The organism is Stenotrophomonas sp. PFBMAA-4 (assembly GCF_030053215.1).
In the GTDB taxonomy this organism is placed as follows: Bacteria; Pseudomonadota; Gammaproteobacteria; order Xanthomonadales; family Xanthomonadaceae; genus Stenotrophomonas.
In genome coordinates, this window is sequence record NZ_JASGBW010000015.1 from 65,075 (window position 1) to 80,390 (window position 15,316).

15 protein-coding genes are annotated in these 15,316 nt (G+C 67.2%); 6 read left to right on the forward strand and 9 right to left on the reverse strand.

The window, feature by feature from the left end; all coding sequences use genetic code 11:
* Window positions 1–49: 49 nt before the first annotated feature.
* From QMZ26_RS11300 to QMZ26_RS11320, 5 genes are all read right to left on the reverse strand, one after another.
* A complete protein-coding gene (locus QMZ26_RS11300) occupies window positions 50–835 on the reverse strand; it encodes a succinate dehydrogenase iron-sulfur subunit (protein ID WP_079221505.1) in 786 nt (261 codons plus the stop codon).
* 69 nt (window positions 836–904) lie between these two features.
* The gene (sdhA, locus tag QMZ26_RS11305) at window positions 905–2,695 is read right to left on the reverse strand and encodes a succinate dehydrogenase flavoprotein subunit (protein ID WP_283221500.1); all 1,791 of its coding nucleotides are present in this window, start codon (window positions 2,693–2,695) and stop codon (window positions 905–907) included.
* Window positions 2,696–2,726: 31 nt separating this feature from the next.
* On the reverse strand, window positions 2,727–3,113 hold the full coding sequence (gene sdhD, locus QMZ26_RS11310; protein WP_079221503.1) for a succinate dehydrogenase, hydrophobic membrane anchor protein: 387 nt from the start codon (window positions 3,111–3,113) through the stop codon (window positions 2,727–2,729).
* On the reverse strand, window positions 3,110–3,502 hold the full coding sequence (gene sdhC, locus QMZ26_RS11315) for a succinate dehydrogenase, cytochrome b556 subunit (protein WP_079221502.1): 393 nt from the start codon (window positions 3,500–3,502) through the stop codon (window positions 3,110–3,112). Before sdhC ends, sdhD begins: the two co-directional genes overlap by 4 nt.
* A gap of 57 nt (window positions 3,503–3,559) precedes the next feature.
* The gene (locus tag QMZ26_RS11320; protein WP_079221501.1) at window positions 3,560–3,733 is read right to left on the reverse strand and encodes a DUF1674 domain-containing protein; all 174 of its coding nucleotides are present in this window, start codon (window positions 3,731–3,733) and stop codon (window positions 3,560–3,562) included.
* 39 nt (window positions 3,734–3,772) lie between these two features.
* On the opposite strand from QMZ26_RS11320, the gene QMZ26_RS11325 reads away from it, so the two are divergent.
* Complete coding sequence (locus QMZ26_RS11325) at window positions 3,773–4,648, forward strand: folate-binding protein (RefSeq protein ID WP_283221501.1); 876 nt, start codon at window positions 3,773–3,775, stop codon at window positions 4,646–4,648.
* Between the two features lie 119 nt (window positions 4,649–4,767).
* On the opposite strand, the gene ugpC is transcribed toward QMZ26_RS11325, so the two are convergent.
* Window positions 4,768–5,850: a sn-glycerol-3-phosphate ABC transporter ATP-binding protein UgpC gene (gene ugpC / locus QMZ26_RS11330; protein WP_283221502.1), complete on the reverse strand. Its 1,083-nt coding sequence runs from the start codon at window positions 5,848–5,850 to the stop codon at window positions 4,768–4,770.
* A 354-nt stretch (window positions 5,851–6,204) separates the two neighbouring features.
* Here ugpC and zwf point away from each other — a divergent pair, with 354 nt between their 5' ends.
* The 5 genes from zwf (at window position 6,205) to eda (ending at window position 12,203) form a co-directional block, all read left to right on the forward strand.
* On the forward strand, window positions 6,205–7,641 hold the full coding sequence (gene zwf / locus QMZ26_RS11335) for a glucose-6-phosphate dehydrogenase (RefSeq protein WP_108759487.1): 1,437 nt from the start codon (window positions 6,205–6,207) through the stop codon (window positions 7,639–7,641).
* Window positions 7,638–8,645, forward strand: coding sequence for a glucokinase (glk, locus tag QMZ26_RS11340; protein WP_108759488.1), 1,008 nt, complete (start codon window positions 7,638–7,640; stop codon window positions 8,643–8,645). The genes zwf and glk overlap by 4 nt, the downstream gene beginning before the upstream one ends.
* Window positions 8,642–9,364, forward strand: a complete 723-nt coding sequence (gene pgl / locus QMZ26_RS11345; RefSeq protein WP_079221496.1) for a 6-phosphogluconolactonase — start codon at window positions 8,642–8,644, stop codon at window positions 9,362–9,364. The genes glk and pgl overlap by 4 nt, the downstream gene beginning before the upstream one ends.
* 57 nt (window positions 9,365–9,421) lie before the next feature.
* The gene (gene edd, locus QMZ26_RS11350) at window positions 9,422–11,338 is read left to right on the forward strand and encodes a phosphogluconate dehydratase (RefSeq protein ID WP_079221495.1); all 1,917 of its coding nucleotides are present in this window, start codon (window positions 9,422–9,424) and stop codon (window positions 11,336–11,338) included.
* Window positions 11,339–11,543: 205 nt separating this feature from the next.
* Window positions 11,544–12,203 carry a bifunctional 4-hydroxy-2-oxoglutarate aldolase/2-dehydro-3-deoxy-phosphogluconate aldolase gene (gene eda / locus QMZ26_RS11355; RefSeq protein WP_032128859.1) on the forward strand — a complete coding sequence of 220 codons (660 nt, stop codon included), beginning with the start codon at window positions 11,544–11,546 and terminating at the stop codon, window positions 12,201–12,203.
* A gap of 182 nt (window positions 12,204–12,385) precedes the next feature.
* On the opposite strand, the gene QMZ26_RS11360 is transcribed toward eda, so the two are convergent.
* From QMZ26_RS11360 to ispG, 3 genes are all read right to left on the reverse strand, one after another.
* A complete protein-coding gene (locus QMZ26_RS11360; RefSeq protein WP_079221493.1) occupies window positions 12,386–13,033 on the reverse strand; it encodes a response regulator in 648 nt (215 codons plus the stop codon).
* A gap of 200 nt (window positions 13,034–13,233) precedes the next feature.
* On the reverse strand, window positions 13,234–13,983 hold the full coding sequence (locus QMZ26_RS11365; protein ID WP_200733890.1) for a phosphatase PAP2 family protein: 750 nt from the start codon (window positions 13,981–13,983) through the stop codon (window positions 13,234–13,236).
* Window positions 13,964–15,229, reverse strand: coding sequence for a flavodoxin-dependent (E)-4-hydroxy-3-methylbut-2-enyl-diphosphate synthase (gene ispG / locus QMZ26_RS11370; RefSeq protein ID WP_079221491.1), 1,266 nt, complete (start codon window positions 15,227–15,229; stop codon window positions 13,964–13,966). The genes QMZ26_RS11365 and ispG overlap by 20 nt, the downstream gene beginning before the upstream one ends.
* Window positions 15,230–15,316: the final 87 nt, after the last annotated feature.

Here is a 15,316-nt window from a genome sequence, read left to right on the forward strand (position 1 = left end):
CCACGCATGGCGTGGCTCTACTGGGGTCATGCAACAACGCGGCGCCGTATCAGGCGCGGCGTTCCATCATCAGCTTCTTGATCTCAGCGATCGCCAGCGCCGGGTTCAGGCCCTTCGGGCAGGTCCGGGCACAGTTCATGATGGTGTGGCAGCGGTACAGCTTGAACGGATCTTCCAGATCGTCCAGGCGCGCACCGGTGTCCTCATCGCGCGAGTCGATGATCCAGCGGTAGGCCTGCAGCAGGATCGCCGGGCCCAGGTAACGCTCGCCGTTCCACCAGTAGCTCGGGCAGCTGGTCGAGCAGCAGGCGCACAGGATGCACTCGTACAGGCCGTCGAGCTTCTTGCGGTCTTCCGGCGACTGCAGGCGCTCGCGGTCCGGCGGTGCCGGGGTCTGGGTGCGGATCCACGGCTTGATCGACGCGTACTGCGCGTAGAAGTGGGTCAGGTCCGGAACCAGATCCTTGACCACGCTCATGTGCGGCAGCGGGTAGATCGGCACTTCCTTCTTGCCGCAGTCCGCGATGGCGCGGGTGCAGGCCAGGGTGTTGGTGCCGTCGATGTTCATCGCACACGAACCGCAGATACCTTCGCGGCAGGAGCGACGGAAGGTCAGGGTCGGATCGATCTCGTTCTTGATCTTGATCAGCGCGTCCAGGACCATCGGGCCGCAGGCGTCCAGATCGATCTCATAGGTATCGGTGCGCGGATTGCTGTCGTCGTCCGGACTCCAGCGGTAGATCTTGAAGGTGCGCAGGTTCTTGCCACCGCTCTTGGCGGGGAAGTGCTGGCCCTTCGTGACCTTGGAATTCTTGGGGAGTGAAAACTCGGCCATGGCTGCTCTCGTTGGCTCAGGCGGCCCGCGCCATCAAGGCGCGGATTGCATGGTAGGCGGGGGTCGCGATCAGTACACGCGCGGCTTCGGCGGCACCACGTCGACCTCGTCGGTCAGCGTGTACATGTGCACCGGACGGTAGTCGAAGCTGCACTTGCCCTTCTCGTCGACGGTGACCAGCGTGTGCTTGTGCCAGTTGACGTCGTCGCGGTCCGGGAAGTCCTCGTGCGCGTGCGCACCACGGCTTTCCTTGCGCTGTTCCGCCGAGTTGATCGTCGCCACCGCGTTCAGCAGCAGGTTGTTCAGCTCGTAGGTCTCGATCAGGTCCGAGTTCCAGACCAGCGAACGGTCGCTGACCTTCACGTCCTGGAACGAGTCGAACACGGTCGCCATCTTCTCGCAGCCTTCCTTCAGCGTCTGGCTGGTACGGAAGACGGCGGCGTCGGCCTGCATCGTGCGCTGCATGTTGTCGCGGATGACCGAGGTCGGCGTATCGCCATTGGCGTGGCGCAGCTTGTCCAGCAGGCCCAGCGCCTTGTCGCAGGCATCGGCCGGCAGCGGCTTGTGCGGAGAGCCCGGCTTGATGGTTTCGGCGCAGCGGTTGGCCACCGCACGACCGAACACCACCAGGTCGAGCAGCGAGTTCGAGCCCAGGCGGTTGGCGCCGTGCACGGACACGCAGGCCGCTTCGCCGATGGCGTACAGGCCCGGCACCACGGCATCGGGGTTGTCGCCATCCTTGCGCACGACTTCGCCGTGGAAGTTGGTCGGGATGCCGCCCATGTTGTAGTGCACGGTCGGAATGACCGGGATCGGCTGCTTGTGCACGTCGACGCCGGCGAAGATGCGGGCGCTCTCGGCGATGCCCGGCAGCTTCTCGTCGATCACGCCCGGGCCGAGGTGGGTCAGGTCGAGCAGGATGTGATCCTTGTGCTCGCCGACGCCGCGGCCTTCGCGGATCTCGATGGTCATCGAACGGGCCACCACGTCACGCGAGGCCAGATCCTTGTAGTGCGGTGCGTAGCGCTCCATGAAGCGCTCGCCGCTGCTGTTGCGCAGGATGCCGCCTTCACCGCGGACACCCTCGGTGATCAGGCAGCCGGCGCCGTAGATGCCGGTCGGGTGGAACTGCACGAACTCCATGTCCTGCATGGCGATGCCGGCGCGCATGGCCAGGCCGCCACCGTCGCCGGTGCAGGTGTGCGCCGAGGTGGCGCTGAAGTACGCACGGCCGTAGCCGCCGGTGGCCAGCACCACGCCCTGGGCGCGGAACAGGTGCAGCGTGCCGTCGGACATGTCCAGGGCCAGCACGCCACGGCACACGCCTTCGTCATCGAAGATCAGGTCGAGTGCGAAGTACTCGATCATGAAGCGCGCGTCGTGCTTGAGCGACTGCTGGTACAGGGTGTGCAGCATGGCGTGACCGGTACGGTCGGCCGCCGCGCAGGTACGCTGCGCCGCCGGGCCTTCGCCGTACTTGGTGGTCATGCCGCCGAACGGGCGCTGGTAGATCTTGCCTTCGGCGGTGCGGCTGAACGGCACGCCGTAGTGCTCGAGCTCGATGATGGCCGGAATGGCCTCACGGCACATGTACTCGATGGCGTCCTGGTCGCCCAGCCAGTCCGAGCCCTTGATGGTGTCGTAGAAGTGGTAGCGCCAATCGTCTTCGCCCATGTTGGCGAGCGCGGCGGAAATACCGCCCTGGGCAGCGACGGTGTGCGAACGGGTCGGGAAGACCTTGGTCAGGCACACGGTCTGCAGGCCCTTGGCGGCAAGGCCGAACGTGGCGCGCAGGCCGGCGCCGCCGGCGCCCACCACGACCATGTCGTACTTGTGTTCGGTGATCTTGTAAGCGGACATCTAGTCTGGATTCCTGTCTTGGTGCCTGGGCTCAGGCAACGCCGAGGGCGATGCGGCCCACCGCAAACACACTGACGATCATGCCGAGCACGGCGACGAACTTCACCGCGGTCTGCAGCACCAGGGCCAGCAGCGATTCGTGGATGTAATCTTCCAGCACGACCTGCATGCCGAGCTGTGCGTGCCAGAACATGGTGATCAGCAGGCCGATCAGCGGCACGGCATTCCACGGCTTGGCGATGGTGGCCACGGCCGTGGCGTAGTCGGCGCCGGCCATGCGCACCACGAACACCAGGAACCACAGGCCCAGCACCACCAGGGCGGCGGCGGTCAGGCGCTGGTGCACGAAGTGCTCGGTGCCGGTCTTGGCCGAGCCAAGGCCGCGCACGTTCTTCAGCGGGGTACGGAACTTGCTCATGCGGCACCTCCGAACAACACGTAGGCCCAGACCAGCGCGGTGATCACCAGGCTGCCGAAGACCGAGATCCAGCTGCTGCGGACGAAGGCCGGGATGCTGAAGCCGACGGCGAAGTCCTGCACGACATGGCGGATGCCATTGCACAGGTGATAGGCGAACGACCATGTCCACGCAAACAGGAACACGCGGCCATACCAGGCCCCGGCATGACCGGTGAAGCAGTTCCAGGAATCGGGTCCCATCATCAGGGCCAGCAGGCCGGCGGCGATGATGAGGGCACCCACGGACAGAAAGACGCCAGTGGCTCGATGCAGGATCGAGGTGGCCATCTGAATCTGCCAGCGATACACCTGAAGGTGCGGGGATAGGGGGCGTTGTCTGGTCGCCATTTCGCTGGGCTCGTTGTCTCGGCTGGGCGGCACGATGCCGCGTTGGCTCAATGCTGATCAGAAATCGATGCAGCGTCCGTTTTTCTCCCAATCGCCATACCGCACCGGATCAAGTCCGCCGCGGCCGCCGAATTCTTCTTCCGCCTCTGGTTTTTCCACGGGCACAGGTGCCGCGGGAACCAGCGGGGCTTCAGTTTCGTCGTCGGGAGTGGGGGTTGTTTGGCCTATCATGTTCGGTCTCGCAACGCACAAATTTTAGACCTCGTTCACGTGCCTGACAACCTTCCCCCTGCTTTCGCCGCATATCCGCGCCTGCCCGGCCACCAGTTGCTGAGCCTGCAGGGCGTGGATGCAGCCGTTTTCGCCCATGCCCAGTTCAGCAGCGACGTCACCGCCCTGCCCCTGCAGCACTGGCAATGGAGCGCGTGGCTGAGCGCCAAGGGCCGCACCCTGGCGGTGTTCCAGCTGCTGCGACTGGCCGAGGATCACGTGATGCTGGTGCTGGCCGATGGCGATGCAGATGCGATTGCGTCGCAACTGCAGCGTTTCGTGTTCCGCCGCAAGGTGAAGCTGCAGGTGCACGCGGATCTGGCCGTGGCCGGCGCCTTCACTGCGCCGGAAGCGGCCAGTGGCGCGGCGATCGCCGGAGGTGGCGAGGCGGGCTGGGAGCTGGACCTGGGCAGCGATGCCCTGCCGCGCACCCTGCGCATTGGTCCGGCTGAGGGATTTGCGGCCGGCAGCGAGGCCGATGAAGCCGCGTTCGCGCTGGCCTGGCGCCAGGCCGACCTGCGCTTCGGCCTGCCCCGCCTGGATGAGAGCCAGCGCGAAGTGTGGACGCCGCAGCAGTTGGGCCTGGACCGGCTGAACGGCTACAGCGTGAAGAAGGGCTGCTACCCGGGCCAGGAAATCGTGGCCCGCACCCATTTCCTCGGCAAGGCCAAGCGTGTGGTACAGCTGCTGCATACCGCCGCCCCGGCACAGGCCGGCGATGGCGTGCAGCAGGACGGTGCGGCGCTGGGCAGCATTGCCAGCGTGGCCGGCGACCTGGCCTTGGCCGTGCTGCCGCTGGAAACCAGCGATGCCGAACTGCAGGTGGGCGGCGTGGCCGCGCAGCGCATGCCGCTGCTGGACGGCCTGGCGCGCTGAGGTCCGCAGCCGAGCGTGGGCTCGGCTCTACAAAATCGGGTGGGTGCGGACCTGGTGGGTGCGGACCGTTGGTCCGCACACCTTTAATGACGCCGGGCATGGCCCGGCGCTACCGCCCCTTACAGGCGCTCGCCGGTTTCGGCATTGAAGAAATGCAGGCCCTGCGGGTGGATCGCCACGCGGATGTCCTCGCCCACACCCGGCAGCGCCTGCGGCGCCACGCGCATGGTCAGGGCATGCTTGCCGCTGCTCATGTTGACGAAGATCTCGTTGCCGACCGGCTCGATACCCTCGATGCGTGCGGTGAACGCATGCGTATCGTCGGCACCCGCCGGTTGCAGGTGCTCCGGACGCACGCCCACGGCAATCGGCTTCTGCAGCCATGCCGGGTCGATGGTGGCCTGGCCCAGCGGCGCGCGCCACTCGCCGTCGAGCACCGACACGCCTGCAGCATCGCCCTGCAGCGTGCCGCGCAGCACGTTCATCGCGGGGCTGCCGAGGAAGCCGGCCACGAACAGGTTCGCAGGGCGGTCATACAGCGCCATCGGCGTGTCGATCTGCTGGATGATGCCGTCCTTCAGCACCACGATGCGCTGGCCCAGGGTCATTGCTTCCACCTGGTCATGCGTCACGTAGATCATGGTGGTGCCCAGCTTGCGGTGCAGCTGTGCGATCTCGGTACGCACGCTGTGGCGAAGCTTGGCATCCAGGTTGGACAGCGGCTCGTCCAGCAGGAACACCGCCGGTTCGCGCACCAGCGCACGGCCCAGGGCCACGCGCTGGCGCTGGCCGCCGGACATCGCCTTGGGCAGCTTGTCCATCATCTCGGTCAGGCCCAGCGTCTGCGCCGCCTCGGCGATGCGCTTGTCGATGGTCGTCTTGTCGTGGCCACGCAGCTTCAGGCCGAAGGCCAGGTTCTCGGCCACGGTCATGTGCGGGTACAGCGCATAACTCTGGAACACCATGGCGATGTCGCGGTCCTTCGGCGCCACATCGTTGACCACCCGGTCGCCGATGGTCAGCGTGCCGCCACTGATCTCCTCAAGGCCGGCCACCATCCGCAGCAGGGTCGACTTGCCACAGCCGGACGGTCCGACCAGCACCATGAGCTCGCCATCGGCGACCTCGAAGGTGGCGTCCTTCACCGCGACCTGGCCGTTGTCGTAGACCTTGCGCACACCCTGCAACTGCACTTTTGCCATATCAATCTATCCAGTCCGCCCGACGCCCGGGCTGTCATTGGGGACTGCCTCGGCCCTCCCGATGGCAGTGATGATTGCGCAGCTGCCGCATGACGGCGACCACTGCAATCGAATACAGTTGCCCATTCTGCCATGTAAACGTTTTCACGTGGCACTATCCGAACGTCGGTGCGCGCCGATCTGCTTCGACGACCAGACGAAAGGTCATCGTCGTAGTGGTTACGCATGGAACGGTCTTCCGGTTCGCCGGAAATCCGCCCCCAGCGAGCCTCGGACAGACAGTAGCGCGGATGTCCCCTGAACCCAGCCATGAAGCGATTGACAACGATGTCACCCGGATCTGAAACTCGAGCGATGCACGACACCCTCTTCCTGTTTGGTGCCACAGGTGATCTGGCCCAGCGCTACCTGTTCCCTTCGCTGCTGCGCCTGCTTGGCGACGGCCTGCTGCCGGAGGACTTCCGCATCCGTGCGCTGGCCCTGTCCGGCCATGACACCGAAGCCTTCCATGACATCCTGCGGCCGCGCCTGCAGCAGGCCATGCCGATGGCCAGCCAGGAGGACATCGCCTCCCTGCTGCGCCGCATCGACTACCGCTCGGTGGACCTGCGCGACGTCGACTCGGTCGCCGCCGCGGTGTCCGACCTGGTCGACCGCCGCTGCGTCAGCTACCTGGCCATCCCGCCGGGCCTGTACATCTCCACCTGCGAAGGCCTGGCCAAGGGCGGCGCCCTGGCAGCACCGTCGCGCCTGATGCTGGAAAAGCCGATCGGCAGCGACAGCGAAAGCGCCGAGGAGATCATCTCCACCATCGGCCAGTGGATCGACGAAGACCGCGTGTTCCGCCTGGACCATTACCTGGGCAAGGCGGCGGTGCAGAACCTGATCGCCCTGCGCTTCGGCAACACGCTGCTGGAAGCGGTGTGGAACCGCAACTACATCGAATCGGTGCACATCCTGGTGGCCGAGAGCGAAGGCGTGGACGGCCGCGATGCCTACTACGCCCGCTCCGGCGCGCTGCGCGACATGGTGCAGAGCCATATCCTGCAGCTGCTGTGCATGGTGGCGATGGAACCGCCGGCGTCGCTGGAAGCCGATCGCATCCGCGACGAGAAGGTCAAGGTGCTGCGCGCCCTGCGCCCGCTCGATGCCAAGCACGCAGCGCGTGACAGCATCCGCGGCCGCTACACCGCCGGCAGCATCAACGGCCAGCCGGCCCAGGCCTACCAGCCGCCGGAAGGCAGCGACGTGGAAACCTTCGCCGGCGTCACCGCGCACATCGACAACTGGCGCTGGAGCGGCGTGCCGTTCCACCTGGTCACCGGCAAGCGCCTGCCCGAGCGCACCACCCGCGTGGTGGTCACGCTGAAGCCGGTCACCCACTGGCTGTTCGAGCGCCCGCAGCGTGCGCAGGCCGCGCCGAACCGCCTGGTGTTCCAGCTGCAGCCGCAGGAAAACATCGAGCTGGGCCTGATGAGCAGCCTGGCCGGCCCGGAATGGGGCGCGCTGGAACTGCACCCGCTGGAACTGGAGCTGTCCGTGCCGACCGGCCTGCACCGCCGCATCGCTTACGAACGCCTGTTCCTGGATGCCTTCAACGGCAACCACACCCTGTTCGTGCGCGATGACGAAGTGCGCGCGGCCTGGGCCTGGATTGACAGCGTGGCCGATGCCTGGAAGGCCGCCAACCTGCCGCTGGAGCCCTACCCGGCCGGCCAGTGGGGCCCGGACAACGCCACCGATTTCCTGCCGCAGGGCGTGGACGCACCGGACAGCGGAGCATCGGCATGAGTGTCGGCAGCCAGCCTGTGCTGGTCGCCGACATCGGCGGCACCAACGCCCGCTTCGCCCTGGCCGACACCTCGCTGGACGCGCCCCTGCAGAAGGACAGCATCCGCGAATACGCGGTGGCCGAGTTCCCCTCGCTGGGCGATGCCGCGCGCCACTACCTGGAACAGGCCGGCGCCACCGCGCGCCGCGGCGTGTTCGCGGTGGCCGGCCGCGTCGACGGCGATGAGGCACGCATCACCAACCATCCGTGGGTGATCTCGCGCAGCCGCACCGCCGCCATGCTCGGCTTCGACGAGCTGCACCTGATCAACGATTTCGCCGCACAGGCGATGGCTGTGGCCCTGCTGCAGCCGCAGGACGTGATCCAGATCGGCGGCGCGCACTGGACCCCGGCCGCGCCGGGCGAGCCGCGCAACTACGGCGTGATTGGTCCTGGCACCGGCCTCGGCGTCGGCGGCCTGATCGTGCGCCACGGCCGCAGCTACCCGCTGGAAACCGAAGGCGGCCACGTCAGTTTCCCGCCCGGCACGCCGGAGGAAATCCGCATCCTGGAAATCCTCTCCGAGCAGTTCGGCCGCGTCTCCAATGAGCGCCTGATCTGCGGCCCGGGCCTGGTCAACATCCATCGCGCCGTATGCGAGATGGCCGGCTTCGATCCGGGCCAGCTGCAGCCGGTCGACGTCACCGCACGTGCTGCGCTGGGCGACCCGCAGGCGATGCGCACCGTGGATGTGTTCTGTGCCGTGTTCGGCGCCATCGCCGGTGACCTGGTGCTGGTGCAGGGCGCCTGGGATGGCGTGTTCCTGACCGGCGGCCTGGTGCCGAAGATGCTCGATTCGCTGCAGCATTCGGGTTTCCGCCAGCGCTTCGAACACAAGGGCCGGTTCTCTTCGATCATGGCGCGGGTGCCGTCGCTGGCGATCATGCACCCCTGCCCCGGGCTGCTGGGCGCCGCCGCCTATGCCGCCGACGCCGAACGTGACGCCCAAGGAGTTGCCGCATGAGCCAGACCTTCCACGACGACCGCATCGATTTCATCAGCCATGGCGATGCCGATGGCTGGATCGAAGCGGTGGCCGCCGAAATGGCCCAGGCCATCAACCACGACATCAACGAAGTCGGCCGCGCCCGCATCCTGCTCTCCGGCGGCACCACGCCGGCGCCGGTGTACCAGGCGCTGGCCGAGCTGGACGTGCATTGGGACCGGGTGGAAGTGAGCCTGGCCGATGAACGCTGGCTCTCGCCGCAGGATCGCGACAGCAATGCCTGGCTGGTGCGCGAGCACCTGCTCAAGCGTGCCGAAGGGGCGCACTTCGATCCGCTGGTGCGCGTCGGCAAGCCGCTGGCCGAATGCGTGTACACCGCCAACCTGCAGGCCCAGCACAGCCAGGCGCCGAGCGTGGTCGCCCTGGGCATGGGCAACGATGGCCACACCGCCTCGCTGTTCCCGGGTTCGAAGGACCTGGCCCGCGCACTGGAAAGCACCCTGCCCTATGCCGCGCTGGATGCCACCGGCTGCCCTGGCGCCAACCAGTGGCCGCTGCGCATCACCCTGACCCCGCGTGGCCTGGGCCAGTGCCGCCAGCGCCTGCTGCTGCTGCGCGGCAAGCAGAAGCTGCAGGTGCTGCGCCAGGCGCTGGACAGCAACGACGCACAGCTTTACCCGATCCTCAATGCAATCAACCTGGACGGCGCGCGCCTGCGCGTGCACTGGGCTGATTGACGTCGGCGGCGGCGCCCGCCGCCGCCAGCCTCTCGCCACCTTGAACGCTGGTAGCCAATGAGCCTCCATCCGCAACTGCAAGCCATCACCGATCGCATCATCGCCCGCAGCGCTGCTTCGCGCGCCGCCTACCTGGCCGCGATCGACGCCGCCCTGCGCGATGGCCCGTTCCGCAGCCGCCTGAGCTGCGGCAACCTCGCCCACGGCTTCGCCGCCTGTGGCACCACCGACAAGAGCCGGCTGCGCGGCGGCGTGACCCCGAACCTGGGCATCATCACCGCCTACAACGACATGCTGTCGGCGCACCAGCCGTTCGAGACCTACCCGGAGCAGATCCGTGCGGTCGCCCGCGAACTCGGCGCGACCGCACAGGTGGCCGGCGCGGTGCCGGCGATGTGCGACGGCGTGACCCAGGGCCGCGGCGGCATGGAACTGTCGCTGTTCTCGCGCGATGTGATCGCGCAGGCCACGGCCATCGGCCTCAGCCACGACATGTTCGACACCACCATCCACCTCGGTGTGTGCGACAAGATCGTGCCGGGCCTGCTGATCGGCGCACTGGCCTTCGGCCACCTGCCGGCGGTGTTCGTACCGGCCGGCCCGATGACCCCGGGCATCCCCAACAAGCAGAAGGCCGAAGTGCGCGAGCGCTACGCGGCCGGCGAAGCCACCCGCGAGGAACTGCTGGAAGCCGAGTCTGCCTCGTACCATGGCGTCGGCACCTGCACCTTCTACGGCACCGCCAATTCCAACCAGGTGCTGCTGGAAGCGATGGGCGTGCAGCTGCCGGGCGCCTCCTTCGTCAACCCGGATACGCCGCTGCGCGATGCGCTGACCCGCGAAGCCACCGAGCGTGCGCTGGACATCACCGCACTGGGCGATGATTTCCGCCCGCTGGGCCGCATCATCGACGAGCGCGCGATCATCAACGCGGTCATCGCGCTGATGGCCACCGGCGGTTCGACCAACCACACCATCCACTGGATTGCCGTGGCCCGCGCCGCCGGCATCGTGCTGACCTGGGACGATTTCGACGAACTGTCGCAGCTGATTCCGCTGCTGGCCCGCGTCTATCCGAACGGCGAGGCCGACGTGAACCGCTTCGCCGCTGCCGGTGGCCCGGCGTTCGTGTTCGGCGAGCTGATCAAGGCCGGCCTGATGCACGGTGACCTGGTCAGCGTGGCCCGTGGAGGCATGGCCGACTACGCGCGTGAACCGCAGCTGCGCGACGGCAAGCTGGTCTACCTGCCGGGCCTGGAACGCAGCGCCGATGAAGAAGTGGTGCGCAGCGTCGACAACCCGTTCGAAAGCCAGGGCGGCCTGCGCCTGCTGCGCGGCAACCTGGGCAAGTCGCTGATCAAGCTGTCGGCGGTGAAGCCGCAGTACCGCACCATTGAAGCGCCGGCCGTGGTGGTCGATGCGCCGCAGGTGCTGAACAAGCTGCACGCCGGTGGCCTGCTGCCCGAGCATTTCGTGGCGGTGGTGCGTTACCAGGGCCCGCGTGCGAACGGCATGCCGGAACTGCATTCGCTGGCGCCGCTGCTGGGCCTGCTGCAGAACCAGGGCCGTCGCGTGGCGCTGGTCACCGATGGTCGCCTGTCCGGTGCGTCGGGCAAGATCCCGGCGGCGATCCACGTGACGCCGGAAGCGGCGCGCGGTGGCCCGCTGGCCAAGGTGCGCGAGGGCGACATGATCCGCCTGGACGGTGAAGCCGGCACGCTGGAAGTGCTGGTGGATGCGGCCGAGTGGGCGGCACGGTCGCTGGCGCCGAACACGGCACCGGCAGCGCACGATCTGGGCCGCAACCTGTTCGCGATCAATCGCCGCGTGGTGGGTCCGGCGGACCAGGGGGCGATTTCGATTTCGTGCGGGCCGGCGGCGGCTGATGGTGGGCCGTGGGATTACGATTCGGAATATGAGCTGGGGCATGATGCCGCGGCGGCGGCGGCGCCGCATGAGGCAAAAGACGCCTGAAGCGAAAAGCCGCGGCAGGCTTCCCGGCCTGGGCAGTAGAGCGCCCTGGCCGGGACACGCCATAAACCCATCCATGGGGGCTCGGTCGCGGCATCCATGCCGCTCACGGTCCCGGCCAGGGCGCTCTACTGCCCTTGGACAATTCCCGGCGCGTCATTTGCGCTGCGGCCACTGAATCAAGAAGAGCAAAGGCAAGGGCAAAAGCATGGGTATCGAACAACATCAGGTGAAGGCGGCGGAACTGCTGCGTGCGGCGGGCATTCTGCCGGTGGTGACGATTCATACGCTGGACCAGGCGCGTGCGGTGAGTGCGGCGCTGCTGGAAGGTGGGCTGCCGGCCATCGAGCTGACGCTGCGTACGCCGGTGGCGATGGAAGCGCTGGCGATGCTCAAGCGCGAGCTGCCCGATGTGGTGGTGGGCGCGGGCACGGTGCTGACCGTGGAGCAGATGCAGCAGTCCATCGATGCGGGTGCGGATTTCCTGGTGACGCCGGGTACGCCGCCGGCGCTGGCCGATGCGCTGGCGGCGGCGCCGCTGCCGGTGGTGCCGGGTGCGGCCACGCCGACCGAGCTGCTGTCGCTCTACGCGCGCGGCTTCCGTGTCTGCAAGCTGTTCCCGGCCACGGCCGTGGGTGGCCTGGCGATGATCAAGGGCCTGGCCGGTCCGGTTGCCGACCTGAAGCTGTGCCCGACCGGTGGCATCACCGAAAACACCGCCGCCGAATACCTCGAACAGAAGAACGTGGTCTGCATCGGTGGTTCGTGGATGGTGCCGGGCAACTGGATCGCCGACGGCGAGTGGGACAAGGTGCGCGCCAGCGCCGCCGACGCCGCGAAGATCATCAAGCGCGTCCGCGGCCACTAAGCCCGGTACAGGCGTAGAGCCGAGCCCACGCTCGGCTCCGCGCCAGCGGACCGGAAAAGCAGCCGAGCATGGGCTCGGCTCTACTGCTCTTCCTTTTTCATTCCGCGGTCCCTCCGCTCGGCCAACCCCAGAAATCCAACCGCACCACCACCGCGAGGGGCTTCGCCGTTGGCCGAAACCCGTTACAGCGGCCGCGCCGGATCCACCAGCCCGTACTGGCTGGCCATGCGCGCCAACGCGATGTTGTCGCTGATCCCCATCTTCTCGAACAACCGCGCCTTGTGCGTGTTCACCGTCTTCGCACTCAGGCTGAGCCGCCGTGCGATGTCTTCCTGGCGCAGGCCCTGGGTCAGCAGCAGCGCCACTTCCAGCTCGCGCGGCGAGAGCGTGTCGAACGGCGAGGCATTGCCTTCCACCGTGGACAGCGCGAGGTTCTGCGCGATGCTGGTGCCGAGGTAACGGCGGCCGGCAGCCACGTCACGCACCGCACGCAGCAGCTCCTGCGCGTCACAGCCCTTGCCGATGTAACCGGCCGCGCCCGCTTCCAGCAGGCGCTTCGGCAGCGGGCCATCTTCCAGCACGGAGACGATCACCACGCGCGTGGCACGGTGTCCACGCACGATGCGCTCGGTCACTTCCATGCCACTGACGCCCGGCAGGTGCAGGTCACACAGCACCACGTCCGGCAGCAGCTGGCGGATCTCGCGCAGGCCGTCCTCGCCGGTCTCGGCTTCGCCCACCACCTCGATGTCGGCTTCACCCGACAGGATCATCTTCATACCGGTGCGGACCAGCGCGTGGTCGTCCACCAGGTAGACTCGAATCGTCATTCACGTACCTCTTCGAATGCGGCCATTGCGGGCCACGCTAGGCAGGGCATCCGACCATCGCAAGCACGACGACTGCGCAAAAACGGCGTTCTGCCTTGCGCATCACATTCTTCGCACATCGATGTAGCCCCCTGTCCCACAGAACCCGTTACAACGAAACAACCTGCTCTTTCATGAACGTCCCCGGAGGGGCATCCACGTCACTCCCCTGTTGCGATCGCTTCGCTGGCCGCTGCTGGCGGCGAACCGCGGTGTCGCCAGGGTTGCCGGCGACTGAACATGACCAGATAGCACCCTACCACCCAAACCAGCGCCGCACACCATCCGGCGAGGATATCGGAGGGGTAATGCACCCCCAGGTAGACCCGGGAAAGGCTGACCAGCAGGCTGAACAGCGGCGCCAGCACCAGCACCGGCCAGCGCCAGCGGGTGTTCCAGGCCAGCAGCACCAGGGTCGCGGCCAGGGTCATGGTGCCCATCGCATGGCCACTGGGGAAGCTGAACGTTGATTCGGGCGCGATCGATTCCCACAGACTCGGGCGGTCACGCTGGAAGAACTGCTTGCTGCCCAGGTTCAGCAGCGCCGAGCCGACGAAGCACACCGCCACGAAGGTCGCCTCGCGCCATCGCCGCCGCCACAGCAGCGCACCGACGATCAGCACGTCGGCCGGGATCAGGAACCACTCATAACCCAGTTTCGACAGCAGCACGAAGCACCGGTCCAGCCACGGCGAATGCAACCCGTGCATCTGCCACAGCAGCGGGGCATCGAAATGGAACGACTCGAACTCGTGCACCTCGTCGGCCAGGGCGACGAAGCCGGCCAGCGGCAGCAGCACACCGGCAAACAGCAGCACCAGGCGCCACGCGTTGCGCCCCATCCAGTGTCGGAAGCCGGACGCCGGTTCCGGCGCGGCCAGGATCGCCGGCTTACCCGGCGATCCGGACATACTTCTGTTCGACGTATTCGTCGATGAGGGCAACGAATTCCTGGGCGATGTTGTCGCCGCGCAGGGTCACCTTCTTCTCGCCATCGACAAACACCGGCGCGGCCGGCGTTTCGCCGGTACCCGGCAGGGAAATGCCGATGTTGGCGTGGCGCGACTCGCCCGGCCCGTTGACGATGCAGCCCATCACCGCCAGGGTCATGTTCTCCGCACCAGGGTGCTGCACCTTCCAGACCGGCATCTTCTCGCGGACGTGGTTCTGCACCACCTTGGCCAGTTCCTGGAAGAACTCGGAGGTGGTGCGGCCGCAGCCCGGGCAGGCGGTGACCAGCGGAGTAAACGCACGCTGGCCGGTGGTCTGCAGCAGTTCCTGGGCGACGATCACTTCCTGCGTTCGCGACTGGCCCGGCTCGGGGGTCAGCGAAATGCGGATGGTGTCGCCGATGCCTTCCTGCAGCAGCACGCTCAGCGCCGCCGCCGAAGCGACGATGCCCTTGCTGCCGATGCCGGCTTCGGTCAGGCCCAGGTGCAGGGCGAAATCCGAACGCTGGGCCAGATCGCGATAGACCGCGATCAGTTCCTGCACGCCGCTGACCTTGGCCGAGAGGATGATGCGATCGCGCGGCAGGCCGATCTCCACCGCCTGCTCGGCCGAATCCAGCGCCGAACGGATCAGCGCCTCGCGCAGCACGCGGCCGGCGTCCCAGGGCTGTTCCCGATGGTTGTTCTCGTCCATCAGCTTCGCCGCCAGGGCCTGGTCCAGCGAGCCCCAGTTGGCGCCGATGCGCACCGGCTTGTTGTAGCGGATGGCGAACTCGATCAGCTGGGCGAACTGCAGGTCCTTCTTCTTGCCGAAGCCGACGTTGCCCGGGTTGATGCGGTACTTGGCCAGCGCCTCGGCACAGGCCGGCTCGGCCGTCAGCAGCTGGTGGCCGTTGTAGTGGAAGTCGCCGATCAGCGGTACGTCGATGCCCATCATCGCCAGCTTGTCGACGATACGCGGGATGGCCGCGGCCGCTTCCACGGTGTTGACGGTCAGGCGCACCATTTCCGAACCGGCCCGCCACAACTCGGCCACCTGCTTCACGCTGGAGGCCACGTCGGAGGTGTCGGTGTTGGTCATCGACTGCACCACCACGGGCTTGCCGCCACCTACGGTGACCCCGCCGATCTGGACGGCATGGGTCTGGCGACGGGACCAGGCGGTGGCATCGGAGGGTTGGGTCGGGCGGGTGACGGCGTCGTGCATGGGCGCATTCTACCGCCCGGCCCTGCATTCCGGGCGATTCCCATTCAGCCATCGGCACGTCTGCGGCCGATTGTCGCAGGCAGGTTG